The sequence below is a fragment of the Streptomyces sp. E-08 genome, from assembly GCF_049913095.1.
In the GTDB taxonomy this organism is placed as follows: Bacteria; Actinomycetota; Actinomycetes; order Streptomycetales; family Streptomycetaceae; genus Streptomyces.
In genome coordinates this window covers 2,582,145-2,597,956 of the sequence record NZ_CP183971.1, presented here as the reverse complement: position 1 = coordinate 2,597,956, position 15,812 = coordinate 2,582,145, and the positions used below count along the sequence as shown (strand labels likewise).

12 protein-coding genes and 1 pseudogene are annotated in these 15,812 nt (G+C 72.5%); 7 read left to right on the top strand and 6 right to left on the bottom strand.

The features are described 5' to 3' along the window. Positions 1-8: 8 nt before the first annotated feature. From ACN9MM_RS11825 to ACN9MM_RS11815, 3 genes and pseudogenes are all read left to right on the top strand, one after another. Positions 9-611, top strand: coding sequence for a hypothetical protein (locus ACN9MM_RS11825; RefSeq protein ID WP_426363578.1), 603 nt, complete (start codon positions 9-11; stop codon positions 609-611). A 51-nt stretch (positions 612-662) separates the two neighbouring features. Next, positions 663-1,361 carry an NADPH-dependent F420 reductase gene (npdG, locus tag ACN9MM_RS11820; protein WP_426363577.1) on the top strand — a complete coding sequence of 233 codons (699 nt, stop codon included), beginning with the start codon at positions 663-665 and terminating at the stop codon, positions 1,359-1,361. Between the two features lie 24 nt (positions 1,362-1,385). Next, positions 1,386-1,614: pseudogene (locus ACN9MM_RS11815) on the top strand (hypothetical protein). A gap of 52 nt (positions 1,615-1,666) precedes the next feature. On the opposite strand, the gene ACN9MM_RS11810 reads toward ACN9MM_RS11815, so the two are convergent. Then, the gene (locus ACN9MM_RS11810) at positions 1,667-2,464 is read right to left on the bottom strand and encodes a site-2 protease family protein (RefSeq protein WP_426363576.1); all 798 of its coding nucleotides are present in this window, start codon (positions 2,462-2,464) and stop codon (positions 1,667-1,669) included. A 210-nt stretch (positions 2,465-2,674) separates the two neighbouring features. Here ACN9MM_RS11810 and ACN9MM_RS11805 point away from each other — a divergent pair, with 210 nt between their 5' ends. Next, positions 2,675-5,947: a BTAD domain-containing putative transcriptional regulator gene (locus tag ACN9MM_RS11805; protein WP_426363575.1), complete on the top strand. Its 3,273-nt coding sequence runs from the start codon at positions 2,675-2,677 to the stop codon at positions 5,945-5,947. A gap of 15 nt (positions 5,948-5,962) precedes the next feature. On the opposite strand, the gene ACN9MM_RS11800 is transcribed toward ACN9MM_RS11805, so the two are convergent. The 4 genes from ACN9MM_RS11800 to ACN9MM_RS11785 form a co-directional block, all read right to left on the bottom strand. Further along, positions 5,963-6,817 (bottom strand): ABC transporter permease, encoded by an 855-nt coding sequence (locus ACN9MM_RS11800; RefSeq protein ID WP_426363574.1) that lies wholly within the window; start codon positions 6,815-6,817, stop codon positions 5,963-5,965. Continuing rightward, positions 6,814-7,824 (bottom strand): ATP-binding cassette domain-containing protein, encoded by a 1,011-nt coding sequence (locus ACN9MM_RS11795; RefSeq protein ID WP_426363573.1) that lies wholly within the window; start codon positions 7,822-7,824, stop codon positions 6,814-6,816. The genes ACN9MM_RS11800 and ACN9MM_RS11795 overlap by 4 nt, the downstream gene beginning before the upstream one ends. 271 nt (positions 7,825-8,095) lie before the next feature. Then, the gene (locus tag ACN9MM_RS11790; RefSeq protein ID WP_426363572.1) at positions 8,096-8,863 is read right to left on the bottom strand and encodes a GntR family transcriptional regulator; all 768 of its coding nucleotides are present in this window, start codon (positions 8,861-8,863) and stop codon (positions 8,096-8,098) included. Then, entirely contained in the window at positions 8,863-9,408 is a 546-nt protein-coding gene (locus ACN9MM_RS11785; RefSeq protein ID WP_426363571.1) for a GntR family transcriptional regulator, read from the bottom strand. The genes ACN9MM_RS11790 and ACN9MM_RS11785 overlap by 1 nt, the downstream gene beginning before the upstream one ends. A gap of 573 nt (positions 9,409-9,981) precedes the next feature. Here ACN9MM_RS11785 and ACN9MM_RS11780 point away from each other — a divergent pair. After that, a complete protein-coding gene (locus ACN9MM_RS11780) occupies positions 9,982-11,970 on the top strand; it encodes a zinc ribbon domain-containing protein (RefSeq protein WP_426363570.1) in 1,989 nt (662 codons plus the stop codon). Positions 11,971-11,985: 15 nt separating this feature from the next. On the opposite strand, the gene panB is transcribed toward ACN9MM_RS11780, so the two are convergent. Next, entirely contained in the window at positions 11,986-12,849 is an 864-nt protein-coding gene (gene panB / locus ACN9MM_RS11775) for a 3-methyl-2-oxobutanoate hydroxymethyltransferase (RefSeq protein WP_426363569.1), read from the bottom strand. 189 nt (positions 12,850-13,038) lie between these two features. On the opposite strand from panB, the gene ACN9MM_RS11770 reads away from it, so the two are divergent. Together ACN9MM_RS11770 and ACN9MM_RS11765 are read left to right on the top strand one after the other, a co-directional pair. Further along, positions 13,039-14,706: an MFS transporter gene (locus ACN9MM_RS11770; RefSeq protein ID WP_426363568.1), complete on the top strand. Its 1,668-nt coding sequence runs from the start codon at positions 13,039-13,041 to the stop codon at positions 14,704-14,706. A 201-nt stretch (positions 14,707-14,907) separates the two neighbouring features. Further along, entirely contained in the window at positions 14,908-15,564 is a 657-nt protein-coding gene (locus tag ACN9MM_RS11765) for a TetR/AcrR family transcriptional regulator (RefSeq protein ID WP_426363567.1), read from the top strand. Positions 15,565-15,812 lie beyond the last annotated feature (248 nt).

The following is a 15,812-nucleotide window of genomic DNA, read 5'->3' as shown; positions in this document are numbered from 1 at the left end:
GCGGGCCCATGGATGCCGTACGGGTCGCCTTGCTGCGGGACGTGCTCGCCGGGACGGAGTGGCCCGGGGCGGCCCGCCGGTTCGCGGGCGCGCTCCGCTCCTCCGTCGTACCGCACCGGGGCGGACTGCTCCTGGTGGGCACGGAGGAGTACGAGCCCTGGCACCTGGCGGCGCACCTCGTCGACGAGTCCGCCTGGTCGGGGCTCCCGGAGCTGGCGCCGACACTGGTCCGCCACCGGGTGCGGCCCGGCGCCCCGGCCCACCTGGCCGTCGGCCTCGGCCGCCTGGAGGCCGCCGGGCGCGGCGCGACCCTGCTCATGGTCGCGCCGGCGCGGCCGGACGCGGGGCTGCTCCAGCGGGTGCACGACGCCCGGCGCGCGGGGGCGACGGTCCTCTCGCTCGACACGGGCGACGAGGAGGTGCGGGGCCTCGCGCACGAGACGCTCACCGTGGCGCAGGACGCTGGGGTCGACCTCGACACGGTCCAGCACCTGGTGAGCGCGGCGGCCGGGGAGAACAGCCTGCCGTCGCCACGGGGCGGCCGCCGCCTCCGGGACCGCCTCTCCGGCCTGGCGGACCGCCTGACGGCCCCGCCCCCGGCGCGCTGGTAGCGCGCGGAGGTTCCGTCCCGGCCGCGCCGACCGGTCGGTAATGTCGGGGCCATGACTTCGACTGAGAGCAAGCCCGCCCCCAAGGACCCCTGGGACCTCCCCGACGTCTCCGGACTCGTCGTCGGCGTCCTCGGCGGCACCGGCGACCAGGGCCGCGGCCTCGCCTACCGGCTCGCCAAGGCCGGCCAGAAGGTGATCATCGGCTCCCGCGCCGCCGACCGCGCCCGGGACGTCGCCGCCGAGATCGGCCACGGCGTCGAGGGCGCCGACAACGCCGAGACCGCCCGCCGCAGCGATGTCGTCATCGTCGCCGTGCCCTGGGACGGCCACGCCAAGACCCTGGAGTCCCTGCGCGAGGAGCTCCGCGGCAAGCTCGTCGTGGACTGCGTCAACCCGCTCGGCTTCGACAAGAAGGGCGCCTACGCCCTCAAGCCCGAGGAGGGCTCCGCCGCCGAGCAGGCCGCCGCGCTCCTCCCGGACTCCCGGGTCGCCGCCGCGTTCCACCACCTCTCCGCCGTCCTCCTCAAGGACACCACCATCGAGGAGATCGACACGGACGTGATGGTCCTCGGCGAGGAGCGCGCCGACGTCGAGATCGTCCAGGCCCTCGCCGGCCGCATCGCCGGCATGCGCGGCGTCTTCGCCGGACGCCTGCGCAACGCCCACCAGGTCGAGTCGCTCGTCGCCAACCTGATCTCCGTCAACCGCCGCTACAAGGCGCACGCGGGACTCCGGGTCACCGACATCTGAGCCGGTCCCGTCACGGACCGGGGCATGGGGGACACTGGACGGGCACGACAACGCCGTACCCCGACAGGAGCCGACCCCCATGCCCCGCCTCGCCCTCTACGCCCTCGTGGTCTGCGCCCTGGCCGTCGCCGCGGCCGTCGTCTCGTTCGTCGAGGGCAGCTTCCTCGGCATCGTCTGGGTGCTCCTCGCGGGCCTCTCCTCCAACATGGCCTGGTACTACATCCGCCGCGCGAAGGTGCAGGCCCAGGGCTAGGGGGTGTCTTGCCGATCAGGCCGGGCTCGCGGCGTGACCGACAAGACACCCCCTAGACCCGGCAGAACTCCGGCGGCGCCCCCTCCCAGAAGCGGAACAGCTGCGAGCCGCAGTACCGGCTCGCCTCGGGCACCCCGAGGGAGCGCAGCAGGGCGTCGATCGCGTCGAAGAACGCGTTGTTGACCGCCGGCACGAACAGCAGGGCGATCACGATGAAGAAGCCGTACGGCGCGTACGGCGCGATCTGCCGCTTCACCTTGTACGACAGCCAGGGCTCCACCACCCCGTAGCCGTCGAGCCCCGGCACCGGCAGGAAGTTCAGGAGCGCGGCCGTCACCTGGAGGAACGCCAGGAACGCCAGCGCGAACTGGAACGCGAACGGCACGCCGTCGAGCGCGCCCAGCCAGAACGGCGCCGTGCAGACGATCGCGAACAGCACGTTCGTCAGGGGGCCCGCCGCCGAGATCAGGCTGTGCTTCCAGCGGCCCTGGATCCGGCCCTGTTCGATGAAGACCGCACCGCCCGGCAGACCGATCCCGCCCAGGATCACGAACAGCACGGGCAGGACGACGCTCAGCACGGCGTGCGTGTACGCGAGCGGGTTGAGCGTCAGATAGCCCTTCGCGCCCACCGTGATGTCGCCGCCGTGCAGGGCGGTCCGGGCGTGCGCGTACTCGTGCAGACAGAGCGACACGACCCAGGCCGAGGTCACGAAGAGGAAGACGGCCACACCGGGCGAGGCGGCGAAGTCCGTCCACACCGCCCAGCCGGTGACGGCCATGACGGCGAGGATCGCCAGGAAGACGGGGCTGATCCGCCGTTCGTGGCGCCGGGTGGTGGCCGTGGTCATCTCGGGGGCTCCCAGGGGACGGAGGACTGAACCGTGCCCGGGAAACGTACCGGCCCTCGACCGAAGTTCCACCCCGCGCGTCGTGGGCTGCGCCCGCCCCGTTGCGGGCGGCGCCCCGCACGGCGCAGAGCCGCGGGGGCATCGGCCCACCGGGCGCGGGCCGCGTGGGGCCGGGGCGGGGGCGCGTGCGGACTCGCGGAGAATGGGGGCGTGCGTTACTTCGTCCTCGGGCCGACCCTCGCCCGCACCCCCGACGGCACCGACCTCCCCGTCGGCGGCCCCCGGGTCCGTGCGCTGCTCACCGTCCTCGCCCTGCGGGCCGGCCGGACCGTTCCCGTACCCGATCTCGTGGACGAGGTGTGGCACGGCGACGAGCCGCCCGCCGACGCGCCCGCCGCGCTCCAGGCCCTCGTCGGGCGGCTCCGCAGGGCCCTCGGCCGGGACCGGGTGGTGTCCTTTGAGGGCGGCTACCGGCTGGACGCCCGGCCCGAGGACGTGGACGCCCGCAGCTTCGAGCGCCTCGCCGCCGACGGCGTGGCCGCGCTCGGCACCGGTGACCCCGCCCGCGCCGCCGCCCTCCTCGACGAGGCGCTGGGGCTCTGGCGCGGCCCCGCCCTCGCCGACCTGCCGGACCGGGACGCGGAGGCCACCCGCTGGGAGGCCCGCCGTCTCGACGCCCGCCGCGCCCGGCTCGACGCGGCCCTCGCCCTCGGCGACGCGCCCACCGCCCTCCCCGAGCTCACCGCCCTGTGCGCCGCCCACCCGCTGGACGAGCCGCTCCAGGTCCTCCGGATCCGCGCCCTGCGCGACACCGGCCGGGCGGCCGAGGCGCTCGACGCCTACGAGTCGGTCCGCCGCGCCCTCGCCACCCGCCTGGGCACGGACCCGTCCCCGGTCCTGCGCGCCCTCCACGCGGAGCTCCTCGCCCCGGAACCCGCGCGGACGCCCCTCCGGGGCAATCTCCGCGCGCGGCTCACCAGTTTCGTCGGGCGCGACGAGGAGATCGCCCTCGTCCGGGACGACCTGCGCGGCGCGCGGCTCGTGACGCTGCTCGGGCCGGGCGGGGCCGGGAAGACCCGGCTGTCGCAGGAGGCGGCCGAGCGGGGCACCGAGGACTGGCCGGACGGCGTCTGGGTGGCCGAACTCGCGCCCGTACGGGACCCGGAGGCCGTCCCCGAGGCGGTCCTCGCGGCCGTCGGCGCCCGCGAGACCGTGCTGCGCGGCGCCGGGGCCGAGGAGCTGCGCGGCGGCGGCGACCCGCTCGGCCGGCTCGTCGAGCACTGCGCCGGGCGGCGCATGCTGCTCCTCCTCGACAACTGCGAGCACCTCGTCGGCGCCGCGGCCGAACTCGCCGAGACGGTCCTCGCACGCTGCGCCGGGGTCCGGGTGCTCGCCACGAGCCGGGAGCCGCTCGGCGTCCCGGGCGAGGCGGTCCGGCCCCTCGGACCGCTGCCGGACGGGATGGCGCTGCGGCTGCTCGGGGAGCGGGGCGCGGCGGTCCGTCCCGGCTTCCGCGTCGAGGACGACCCGGTCGCCGCGGGCGAGGTCGTGCGGCGCCTCGACGGCCTGCCGCTGGCCATCGAACTGGCGGCGGCCCGGCTGCGGATGCTGACCCTGCGCCAGATCGCGGACCGGCTCGACGACCGCTTCCGGCTGCTGACCTCGGGCGCCCGGACCGTCCTGCCCCGGCAGCAGACCCTGCGGGCGGTCGTCGACTGGTCGTGGGACCTCCTGGACGAGGCCGAGCGGGCCGTGCTGCGCGGCCTGTCGGTGTTCACGGGCGGCTGCGACCTGGACGCGGCGGAGGCGGTGTGCGCCGCCCCGGGGAGCCCCGGCGTCCTCGACGTGCTCGGGGCCCTGGTCGACAAGTCCCTCGTCGTCGCCGCGCCGGGCGAGAACGGCATGCGCTACCGGCTCCTGGAGACCGTCGCGGAGTACGCCGGCGAGCGGCTCGACGAGGCCGGGGACCGGGCCGCCGCCGAGCGCCGGCACCTCACGTACTACCGCGAACTGGCCTGCCGCACCGATCCGGAGCTGCGCGGCCCCGGGCAGGTGCAGGCCGTCGCCCGGTTCGGCACCGAGTACGGGAACATCCGCACCGCGCTGAGCCGGGCCATCGACGCCCGCGACGAGGACGAGGCGCTGGTCCTCGTCCACTCGCTGCTCTGGTACTGGCAGATGAGGGACCTGCGCGGTGACGCACTGCACTGGGCGGAGTCCGTCGCCGCGCTCGGCCCCGACCCGTTCGGGACTCCCGCCGCCCCCGTCGTACCGCTGCACGAGCCGTGCACCGCCACGGCCCCGCCGCTCTCCGAGGAGCAGCGCTGGGAGGCCCGGCGCGGGGTGCGGCTGATCGAGCTCCTCAACATGGACCACGAGACGGGCCGCTGGACGACCCCCGCGGGGATCGAGCGGCTGCGGCGGATCAACGCGGTCTACGCGCCGGGGCTCCCGCAGACCTGCCGCCTGCCCGGTTCCTTCGCGGTCTTCGCCGTCCTCCTCATCGGCGAACCGGGCCGGATGGGCGAGGCCCTGGAGGCGCACGTCGCCGCCTGCCGCCGCTACGGCTACGACTGGGAGCTCGCCAACGCCCTCCAGCTGCGCGCCAACATGCTCGCCAACCGGTCCGACCTGGCCGAGCGGGCGGGCGCCGACGCCGAGGAGAGCCTGGAGATCTTCGTACGCCTCGGTGACTCCTGGGGCGCGGCCGAGGCGCTGTCCTCGCGGGCCGAGGCCCGTGAGCGGCGGCTGGAGTTCGAGGGCGCCGCCCAGGACTACGCCGACGCCATCGCCTACGCGGAGCGGATCGGCGCGCAGTCCCAGATGGCCCTGCTGCGTGCCCGGTACGCCGACATGCTGATCGAGACCGGCCGCCGTGAGGAGGCGGAGCAGATCCTGCGCGAGGTGGTGGAGGGCGAGCACGGCCGGGGGCACGAGCCGATGCTCGCGGCCCGGATCTTCCTGGCGCTGCTGCTCGGCCGGACCGGCCGGACGGCCGAGGCCCGTGTCCATCTGGAGCGGCTGCTCGACGAGTTCAGCTCGGAGACGTTCTCCATCTTCGAGGGCTTCACGCTCGGCAGCCTGGCCTGGGTGTTCAACCTCGAAGAGCGGTACGGCGCGGCGCTCGGACTGTCCCGGAAGGCCTACGAGCGCTCCCTCGGCGCCCTGTCGCTGATGGTCGCCCCGCAGATGCCGGCGGTCCATCTGATCACCGCCGCCTGGGCGCTCGCCGGGCTCGGCGGCCCCTCGTCCCGTACCGCCGCCGTGCTGCTCGGCGCGTACGAGGGACTGCTGCCGCCCGGGCATCTGCCGCCGCCCATGGAGCGGGAGAACCGGGCGCGGGCGACGGAACTGGCCCGGTCCGCCGTCGGCGACGGGGAGTTCGAGGAGGCATACGCGGAGGGCGGCGGCCTCTCCCTGGAGGAGGCCGCCGCCCTGCTCGGTCGCGCCGCCGACGCGATCAGTGAGCGCGCCGAGTCATGATCCCCCGGTCGGGACTCAGGTCTTCTTGCGGAACTTGGCGACCGCGAGCGGCGCCGTCACGACGGTGATCAGTGCCGCCCAGCCGAGGGTCATCCACACCGAGTGGGCGACCGGCCCGCCGTTGATCAGGTTGCGGGCGGCGTCGGCCAGGTTGGACAGCGGGTTGTAGTCGGTGAAGGTCTCCAGCCAGCCGGGCATCGACGTCGGCGGGGCGAAGATCGAGGAACCGAACTGGAGCGGCATCAGGACCAGCATCGCCATGCCCTGCACGGCCTGGGCCGTCTTCATGGTGAGGCCGAGCAGGATGAAGATCCACATGAGGGACGCCCCGAAGACCATCGACAGGCCGATGGCGGCGAAGAGGTGGAGCACCGAGGTGTGGATCGTCAGGCCGAGCAGGAAGCCCATGCCGAGCAGGATCGAGGTGGCGATGAGCATGCGGCCCACCTCGACGAAGATCTTCGCGATGAGGACGGAGGACCGGGCGATCGGCATCGTCCGGAACCGGTCCATGACCCCCTTCTTGAAGTCGTCGTTGATGCCGACTCCGACGGCCATCGCGATGTTCATGCCCATCATGGCCATCAGGCCGGGCGTCACGTAGTTCACGTACGCGTCGTTGTTGCCCTTGCCGGCGATGGCGCCGCCGAAGACGTACACGAACAGCAGGATGAAGATGATCGGCATCAGGACGGCGTCGAACATCGACTCCGGGTCCTGCTTGATCTGGAGGGCGTTGCGCCGGGCCAGGGCGCCGATGTGGCGCAGGTTGGCCCGCAGGCCGATCCGGCCCTCGGCGGCGGGAGCGGTGCGCGTCGCGGCCGGACCCCGGGTGTCGGCGGGGGACTTGGTGACAGTGGTCGTGCTCACGCGGCGACCTCCTCGGTGATCGCGTCGGACAGTTCGGCATCGGCGGTCTTCTGGCCGGTGATCGCGAGGAACACCTCGTCCAGGCTGGGCAGGTGGGTGCCGATGTGGGCGATGCCGAAGCCGCGGGCGCCGAGCAGGGCCACGACGGCCGTCAGCTGCTCGTCGGCGAGGATCGGCACGTACAGCGCGCCCTCGTCGGGCACGACGGTCGAGCCGGCGACCCCGTCGAGGCCGGTCTCGCGGAGCGCGGCGGCCATGGCGGGCAGCTGGCCCGGGTCCACGGGGCGGACCTTCAGGGTCCGGCCGCCGACCTTGGCCTTGAGCTCGTCGACCCCGCCCCTGGCGATGACCTTGCCCCGGTCGATGACGGTGAGCTCGCTCGCGAGCTGCTCCGCCTCCTCCATGTACTGGGTGGTGAGGAGGACGGTCACGCCCTCCGAGACCATCCGCTGCACCTCGTCCCACACCTCGTTGCGGGTGCGGGGGTCGAGGCCGGTGGTCGGCTCGTCCAGGTAGAGGACGGCGGGCTGTCCGATCATCGAGGCGGCGAGGTCGAGGCGGCGCCGCATGCCGCCGGAGTAGTTCATCGCCGGGCGCTTGGCGGCGTCGGTGAGGGAGAAGCGCTCCAGCATCTCGTCGGCGCGTCGGCGGGCGTCGGCGCGGGAGAGGTCGAGCAGCCGCCCGATCATGTAGAGGTTCTCCCAGCCGGACAGCTTCTCGTCGACCGAGGCGTACTGACCGGTGAGGCCGATGGTGCGGCGCAGCTGGCGGGGGTGCTTCACCACGTCGTAGCCGGCGACGGTGGCGGTCCCGGCGTCCGGGACGAGGAGGGTGGACAGGCAGCGGACGAGGGTGGTCTTTCCGGCGCCGTTGGGCCCGAGGACCCCGAGGACCGTGCCCTCCCGGACGTCCAGGTCGACCCCGTCGAGGGCCTTCGTCTCGCCGAAGTGCTTCACGAGGCCCCGGACCTCGACGGCGTTGGTGTGTGATCGCGTCATGTCCACCATGGAACAGGGCGCCACCGACAATCCCCCGACAGACGACCGACAGCCCGCCGATGGGGGATGTCGGCGGGCTGTCGGGTGGTGCCGCAGTGGCTCGAAGCCCTTGAGGTGGGCGAGGGCGTGTTCGGCCCGTGCCCGCCGCTCGGCGAACGGCTTGCTCCTCGTCCTACTGGTGGTGACCTCGGATGCGCTGCGGTAGGCCCGGCCTCCGATGAGCAGCTGGTGACCGGTGAGCTGGTTGGGGATGGTCGCAGGGAGGCCGGCGAGGACGTACCTATGTCACGGGCAGCCTGTAGCGCATCCGGTAGCGGTGCGCAGCCTTCGTCATCAGCGTGACCTCGATCGGACGCCGGGCGTCGGAGTAGACCACCCGGAAGGCCACCAGTACAGGCATGTCTTTCGGGAGCTCCAGTGCCACGACCTCTTCCTCCGTCGGGATCTCGGAAGACAGCTCGTCCACGAACTCGCGTGGAGGAAAGCCCATCGAGTCGAGCAGAGCCGGCGTGCCGCCTCGGATCCGCTTCTTCTCCAGCACGGCCGTGCCCTCGACCAGGCTCAGTGGGTAGTACGACCTCGTGAGTTCCGTCGGCTCCTCATCCAGGAAGAGGATCTGCTTGCGGAGTACGGCTCGCTCGCCGTCCTCCAGCTCCAGGACTTCGGCCACCTCCTTCGGCGGGGCGACGACCTCGACGGCGAGGAGCTGCGACCTGCCGACCTGCTGCCGCTTCGCGGCTTCGGACATCCACGGGTAGGGCTCGTCAGGTCCGACCGGCCTCATGTAGACGCTCGGCTCGACGGACTGCTGGGCGTGCTGTCGCACGTACACGCCCTTGCCCGGGAGCCCTTCGAGGAGCCCCTCGGCCTTCAATGTCTGGAGGGCCTTCTGGACGGTCGTATTGGCCACGCCGCCGTACTGCTCCATCAGCTCGGCCGTCGAGCCCAGCTTGCTTCCTGGAGGGAGGTCTCCCCGGGTGATCTGCCGTCGAAGCTCCGCCGCGATCTTCTGGTGCGGTGATCTCGGATCTTTGAACTCCCTCGCCATCACGCGTCCTTCTTCCCGAGCCGGTATGTGAGGTGTCTGCCGGCCGGCATGGTCATCAGGGATGCCTCCATCGGTGTTCCGTCGGCGGTCAGTGTCAGGCGGAGCAGGTGGAGGACGGCGCTGCCCTCCGGCAGGTCCAAATGCTCGCGCTCCTCCTCGGTGGCGAGGGCGGCGCTCACGTCCTCGACGACCTCGGTGCCGGTGTACCCGAGTTCCTTGAGCAGGGTGAGGGCGCCGCCGGGCACCTTGCTCGGTTCCTCCAGGGGTGTGCCTGCGGCGATGGGCATGGGGTAGTAGGAGTCGGCCAGCTCCACGGGCTGGTCGTCGAGCAGGATCAGCCTGCGCCTGACGACCACGCGCTCGGTGTCGGACAACCGCAGGGCGGTGCGGACGGCGTCGGGGGCTTCCGCTTCGCCTGCCTGGAGGAGCCGTTGGCCGCCGCGGCGTCCACGGCGGGCGGCCTCGTCGGTCCATGCGTCGCTCTGGCCGGGCTTGCGAGGGGCCAGGTATGGCGCGGTCTCGCTGATCCATGCATCGCCCGACATGTTCCTACCTCCGGCTCACTTGTTGTCAGTGACCCTACTTGCTCGCTCTCGCAGGGAACCCGACCTTAAGTGCTTGCAACTTAAAGTCGGTTGCGCTTATGGTTGGTGCATGGAAGCGACGGATGCTGACGAAGCGCAGCATGGTGTTCCCGTACCGCCGGAGGGCTTGAGCCCGGCTCTCCGAGCTCGTGCCGAGGCCGGGTGGCAGAAGTTCCTCGACCGGTGGTTCGACGCCTGCGAGGAGTCCGAACGGTGAGCGCGCCGGGTGCCGAGGGCGGGGATGGTCACCCCCTCCTTCACCGGAGGGTTCGCGACATCGCCAGCCGAGGTGAAGGAGTGCTGACGGCCATCGTTCACGAGTGGCACGGCGGCCGGCTCCTGCGTTTCGCATACGTCCAGCCCGCCACCGGCGTCGCCTGGACGACGGCGGTCGACAACATCGGGCCCGCCTTGTGGCGTGAGGCATCGCCCGCCGAGGAACCCTCGGAAGGGGGCCCGGATTCATGACGTGCGCGAGATCCAGAAGGGCTTGCAGAGCATTGACAAGGGCAATTTTGAAGGGAGGTGACGGTCATGCGGCACGCCCAGGCGCAGCGGAAGTACCGGGGGAAGAGCAAGGCCCCGAAGTGGACCAAGCCCGACGGCGGGATCGTGTCCGTGATGGTGCTGCCCCTGGCCGTCACCGACCCCGCCGACATGGCCCGGATGGAGAAGCTGTTCGGCGCGATGTGGTCGGTCAAGCGGGCCGTCCAGCGCGACGCCCGCGCCAAGGTCGACGCGTACTGGGCCGCCTTCCACGAGCGCAACGAGCGCGGGGCGAAGGCCGTACGGCAGCGCCTCGGCCTGTCCCGTGAGGCCCTGGAGCGCTGCGCCTACAAACACCTCGAAGAGTCCGGGCATCTCAAGCACCACGCCTCCAAGGCCCTGGCCATGCACATGGCCGACGAGGTGTGGAACGGCGTGCAGCGGCACCTGTTCGCCGACACCACCAGCAACCGCCACGGCCGCCCCCGCGTCGGACGCCAGCACGACTTCACCCGCATCCCCGGCCGTGCCCGCTCCCACACCACCGCCAACAAGTGGGAGACCTTCCGCCTCGTCGGCACCCTCCACGGCCACGCCATGGCCTACGCCGACGGCGGTCGGCACGACCTGACGCAGCCCCGCCGGATGCCGACCCCGGCCAAGCCGGACGGCAAGATCCCCACTCACAAGGGGATGCGCAAGGCCACCTGGTGGGACCACACCGGCCCGCTCGCCGTGGTGTTTGCGGGCGGCCCAGACGGCAAGCGCGGTGACCTCGTCCTGCCCGTCCGCATCCCCCAGGGACCGGGCCAGGAAGCCCGCGCCCGGCACTTCCTTGAGGTCGGTGCTCGCTGGCACAAGGTGGACCTGGTACGCCGCCGCAAGGCGTCTGCGCCGGGCGGCTGGGCGTACGAGGCGCACCTGATGGTCCTCGGCCCCGGCTACGCCTCCCCGTCCGTCCGGCGGATGCGGCAGCAGGCCGCCGGGCTGGACCGCATCGGTGGGGTGGACGGCAACGTCTCCAACCTGTCCGTGGTGTCCTTCCCGGCGAACCTGGCCCCCTCGACCGGCACCGCCGTCTCCTCCGAGATCGTCCTCACCGACGCCGAGCGGGCGCGGCTGGAGAAGGAGGCGAAGAAGCGGCGCGGTCGGGCCAGGGCGCTGGAACGCTCCCGCCGGTCCACGAACACCGGACAGTACGGACTGTCGAAGAAGCAGGCCCGCCGGGCGGAGCGCAGGGCCACCAAGGGACTTCCGGAGAAGACCGTCACCGCGCCGGGGGGTGCCCGCGACTCCTGGATCGATGGGGTGCCGAAACAGGCGTTCCGCCGCGACCGGCTCTCCCGCGGCTACCGGGAGCTGCGCGCCCGCCAGGCCGAAGCCGCAGCCTCCGCGGCCGAGTACCGGCGTCACCGGGCCCGCGCAGTGGCCCGCGACGTCGTCGCCGCCCACGGCCCCCGCCTGACGGTGGAGGACTGCGACATCCGCACCTGGTACCGGCTGTGGGGCAAGCGCCTCTCCCAGACCACACCCGGCATGTTGATCTCCGCCCTGGAGATCGAGTGCCGGGCTGCCAGTGGCCGTCTCGTGCGTGCCTCCACCTGGTCCACGGCCCTGTCGCAGCACTGCCTGTGCGGCGAGCGCGTCATCAAGACGCTCCGGGACCGGGAACACAAGTGCACCGCCTGTGGACTCGTCGGCAAGCGGGACCTTGTCTCCGCCGCCCTGGCCGCCTTCGTGGACCTGACCGACCCCGATGACCCCAAGACCGCCCGACTGGACTCCGCCCGGTCGCGGCACGCGCAGATCGCGTACGGAGAAGGGCTGGAAGAAGCCCTGCGTGAGTCAACCACACCGTGCCAGAACACCCCTCGGGGTGCTGGTCGCGTGGCAGTCCCCGCCCAGCGGGTGACCTCTGCTCACCGAACCGCCGAACGACGGGACCGGGCAACCCCAGATGAGCCGCGCCACCTGCGCGACCACGCTGGAGCGCCCGGCACCCGAACGGCGTGCAGTCCGCAGCTCACCATCTGGTGAATTGCGGAACAAGTCTTAGTGGAAGGTGTGCTCCTCGGCGGGGAAGGCCCCGCCGCTCACGTCCTCGGCGAAGGCGCGGGCGGCGTCGCCGAGCGTCTCGCGGAGGTTGGCGTACTGCTTGGTGAAGCGCGGTACCTTGCCGCCGGTCAGTCCGGCCATGTCGGTCCAGACGAGGACCTGCGCGTCGGTGCCGGCGCCGGCACCGATGCCGATGGTCGGGATGTGCAGCGAGCGGGTGACCTCGGCGGCCAGTTCGGCCGGCACGAGCTCCAGGACGACGGCGAAGGCGCCCGCGTCCTGTGCCGCCTTGGCGTCGCTGAGCAGCCGGTGGGCGGCCTCGTCGGAGCGGCCCTGCACCCGGTAGCCCATGGTGTTGACGGACTGGGGGGTGAGGCCCAGGTGGGACATGACGGGGATGCCGGCCTGGACGAGCAGCTCGGTCTGCGGCAGCGAGCGCTCGCCGCCCTCCAGCTTGACCGCGTGGACGCCGGCGTCCTTGACGAGCCGGGTGGCGCTGCGCAGGGCCTGGACGGGCCCTTCCTGGTACGAACCGAAGGGGAGGTCGCCGACGACGAGGGCACGCTTCGTGCCCCGCACGACGGCGGCGGAGAGCAGGGTCATCTCGTCCATCGTGACGGGCACGGTGGTGTCGTAGCCGAGGTGACAGTTGCCCATCGAGTCGCCGACGAGGATCACCGGGATGCCGGCCTCGTCGAAGACGGAGGCGGTCATGGCGTCGTAGGCGGTGAGCATGGGCCACTTCTCGCCGCGCACCTTGGCGGCGGCGATGTCGTGGACGGTGATGCGGCGCGTGCCCTTCCCGCCGTACAGCGCCTTGCTGCTGTCGGCGGGCGGTTTCTGGGCAGCCTGAAGCGTCATGGTGAACGGCTCCTCTTGTCATCTCGAGGCGCCCTGTGGCGTCCCCGGACCACGTCCATGGTGGCACTTCGCCGGGCGGGCGGGGAAGTGGGCCGGAGTGGCGCTGTTCACACCGCCGCAACGTAAAGCCTTCCTCAGTTTTTTCGATACGAGACGGTCTCGTATCGAAATACCCCTAGGGTGGTGCCCATGTCACAACCGTCCACCGCACCCGCCGCACCCGCCGGGCCCCGCGTCCCCGAGGCCGTCCACCGGCGCCGCTGGGCCGTCCTCGGCGTCCTCATGCTCAGCCTGCTGATCGTCGTCCTCGACAACTCCATCCTGAACGTCGCCGTCAGGACGATCGCCGCGCCCGCGCCCACCGGCATCGGCGCCACGCAGAGCGAGCTGGAGTGGGCCATCAACTCCTACACGCTCGTCTTCGCCGGACTCCTCTTCACCTCCGGCCTGCTCGGCGACCGGCTCGGCCGCAAGAAGGTGCTGCTCTTCGGCATCACCGTCTTCGGCATCGGCTCCGCCCTCGCCGCCCTCTCCGGCTCCCCGGGCGAGCTCATCGCCTACCGGGCCGTCATGGGCCTCGGCGCCGCGTTCGTGATGCCCGCGACGCTCGCCGTCCTCATGAACGTCTTCGAGCGCGACGAGCAGCCCAAGGCCATCGGCATCTGGGCCGGCAGCGTCGGCCTCGCCATCGCGATCGGCCCCATCACCGGCGGCATCCTCCTGGAGCACTTCTGGTGGGGATCGATCTTCCTCGTCAACGTGCCCGTGGTGCTCCTCGCCCTCGCCCTGATGGTCTGGCTCGTGCCCGACTCCCGGGACCCGAACCCCGGCCGCGTCGACATACCCGGCGTGCTGCTCTCCGTCGTCGGACTCGTCCTCCTCGTGTACGGGATCATCCACGGCGGCGAGCTGGCCGACGTCACCGACGTGACCGTCTTCGCCCCGGTCCTCGGCGGCCTCGCGGTCCTCGTCGTCTTCGTCCTCCACGAGCGGCGCAGCGACCACCCGGCCATCGACATGTCGTACTTCAGGAAGCCCGCGTTCTCGGCGGCCGTCGCCGCGATCGCCCTCGTCTTCTTCGCCCTCATGGGCGTCACCTTCTTCTCCGCCTTCTACCTGCAGAGCGTGCGCGGCTACAGCGCGCTGGAGTCCGGGCTGCTCATCCTGCCGCTCGCCGTCGCGCAGATGGTCTTCGCGCCCCGGGCCCGGCTCGTCGTCGACCGCTTCGGCGCCCGGGTCGTCTGCACCGCCGGCATGCTGCTCGTCGCCCTCGGCCTCGCGGCCTTCTCCCTCTTCGACGCGACGACCCCGGTCTGGGTCCTGGAGGTCGTGTTCTTCCTCCAGGGCGCGGGCATGGCGCACATCATGCCGCCGGTCACCGTCGCGATCATGCAGGCGCTGCCGCGCGAGAAGGCGGGCTCCGGCTCCGCCATCAACAACACCTTCCGGCAGGTCGGCGGCGCGCTGGGCGTGGCCGTCCTCGGCTCGGTGCTCTCCTCCACCTACCGGGGCGAGATCGAGGGCCACCTGGGCCAGGTCCCGGCAGCCCTGCGCGACACGGCGGGCGAGTCCATCGAGGCGACGCTCACGGTCGCGGAGAAGCTCGGCCCGGCGGGCAAGGACCTGGTCGCCCCCGCGTACACGGCCTTCCTGGACGCGATGCACGTCACGGCGATCGCCTCGGCGGCGATAGCCCTGGCGGGCGCGGCGGTGGTGGCGGCCTTCCTCCCGGGCCGTGCCGTGACGGACGGCGGCGGTACGGGCACCGACGCGGCGCCGGACGACGGCGGTACGGGCACCGACGCGGCGCCGGAATCGAACCCGAGCAACCCCCGCGCCTCGACCCCGGCGCGTTAGCCCGACCACGGGGCGGGCCTCGCGCCGTGGCTGGTGGCGGCCCGCCAGGGCACGGGCCTCGCGCCCTGGCGGGCGGTGCCCGCCGCCGGGCGCGTGCCCGCGCACGCGGGGGCCCGGGGGCGTGGGGTGGTGCCGGGTGGGAGGGGCGCGCGGGAGAATCGGGGGACGGCAGGCAGTACCCGGATCAGAGACGGAGCGCACGTGTCCCTGCAGGACAGCGGGAACCCCGACCCCCAGGACGACGGGCCGAAGGCCGACGCACCCGCGCCCGAGGCGGCCCGGCGCGGGCGGCCCCGGTCCGAAGGTGTCGAGCGGGCGATCTTCGACGCCGTCGGCGGCCTCCTGGAGGAGGGCCTCCCGCTCTCCGAGCTGTCCATCGAGCGGATCGCCCGTACCGCCGGGGTCGGCAAGGCCACCATCTACCGCCGCTGGCCCGGCAAGGAGGAGCTCTTCGTCGAGCTGCTCCGCTCGCTGGAACCCCAGGACCCGGTGCTCACCGGCGTCTCCGTCCGCGAGGACCTCGTCATGCTCCTGGAGATGCTGCGGCAGCGCGGCCTCGCCAAGCGCTCCTCCGCCCTGCTCCACAACGTGTTCTCGCAGATGCAGGCCTATCCCCGGCTGTGGGAGGCCTACCAGAGCACCGTCATCGAACCGCGCCGCCGCCTCGGCCTCGACACGGTGCGGCGCGGCATGGAACTGGGGGAGATCCGCGACGACCTCGACGTCGAGTTCGTGAACGACCTCTTCACCGGGCCCCTGCTCCTCCGTACGGTCATCCGGCCCGGCGCCACCCTGGAGCCCGGCCTCGCCGAGCAGGTCGTCGACGCCGTCATGGAGGGCCTGCGTCCCCGAACCTGACGGACAACGCCCCTGACGGAGGACGTCCCCTACGGAAGACGCTCCGACGGAAGACGCTCCGGCGGGAACGTCTCCGACGGAAGCGGGAGCAGCCGCCCCGACCCGTACGAATGTGCGCGTTCTGTCACAGCCTCCCCGCCCGCGCCACCTGCAGGAACCCGCCACGCGCCCGTGTCGTCCCTGGGGGAGTACGACGGACCCGTCATCGCCTAGTGTCGACGTCGGGTCACGGAGCGGGACAGCGGTAC

Coding starts and splice junctions, on each gene's coding strand:
- ACN9MM_RS11825 (WP_426363578.1), top strand. CDS start 9: ATGGATGCCGTACGGGTCGCCTTGCTGCGGGACGTGCTCGCCGGGACG.
- ACN9MM_RS11785 (WP_426363571.1), bottom strand. CDS start 9,408: ATGTCGGGCGATGCATGGATCAGCGAGACCGCGCCATACCTGGCCCCT.
- ACN9MM_RS11770 (WP_426363568.1), top strand. CDS start 13,039: ATGTCACAACCGTCCACCGCACCCGCCGCACCCGCCGGGCCCCGCGTC.
- npdG (WP_426363577.1), top strand. CDS start 663: ATGACTTCGACTGAGAGCAAGCCCGCCCCCAAGGACCCCTGGGACCTC.
- ACN9MM_RS11795 (WP_426363573.1), bottom strand. CDS start 7,824: ATGGTGGACATGACGCGATCACACACCAACGCCGTCGAGGTCCGGGGC.
- ACN9MM_RS11780 (WP_426363570.1), top strand. CDS start 9,982: ATGCGGCACGCCCAGGCGCAGCGGAAGTACCGGGGGAAGAGCAAGGCC.
- panB (WP_426363569.1), bottom strand. CDS start 12,849: ATGACGCTTCAGGCTGCCCAGAAACCGCCCGCCGACAGCAGCAAGGCG.
- ACN9MM_RS11790 (WP_426363572.1), bottom strand. CDS start 8,863: ATGGCGAGGGAGTTCAAAGATCCGAGATCACCGCACCAGAAGATCGCG.
- ACN9MM_RS11810 (WP_426363576.1), bottom strand. CDS start 2,464: ATGACCACGGCCACCACCCGGCGCCACGAACGGCGGATCAGCCCCGTC.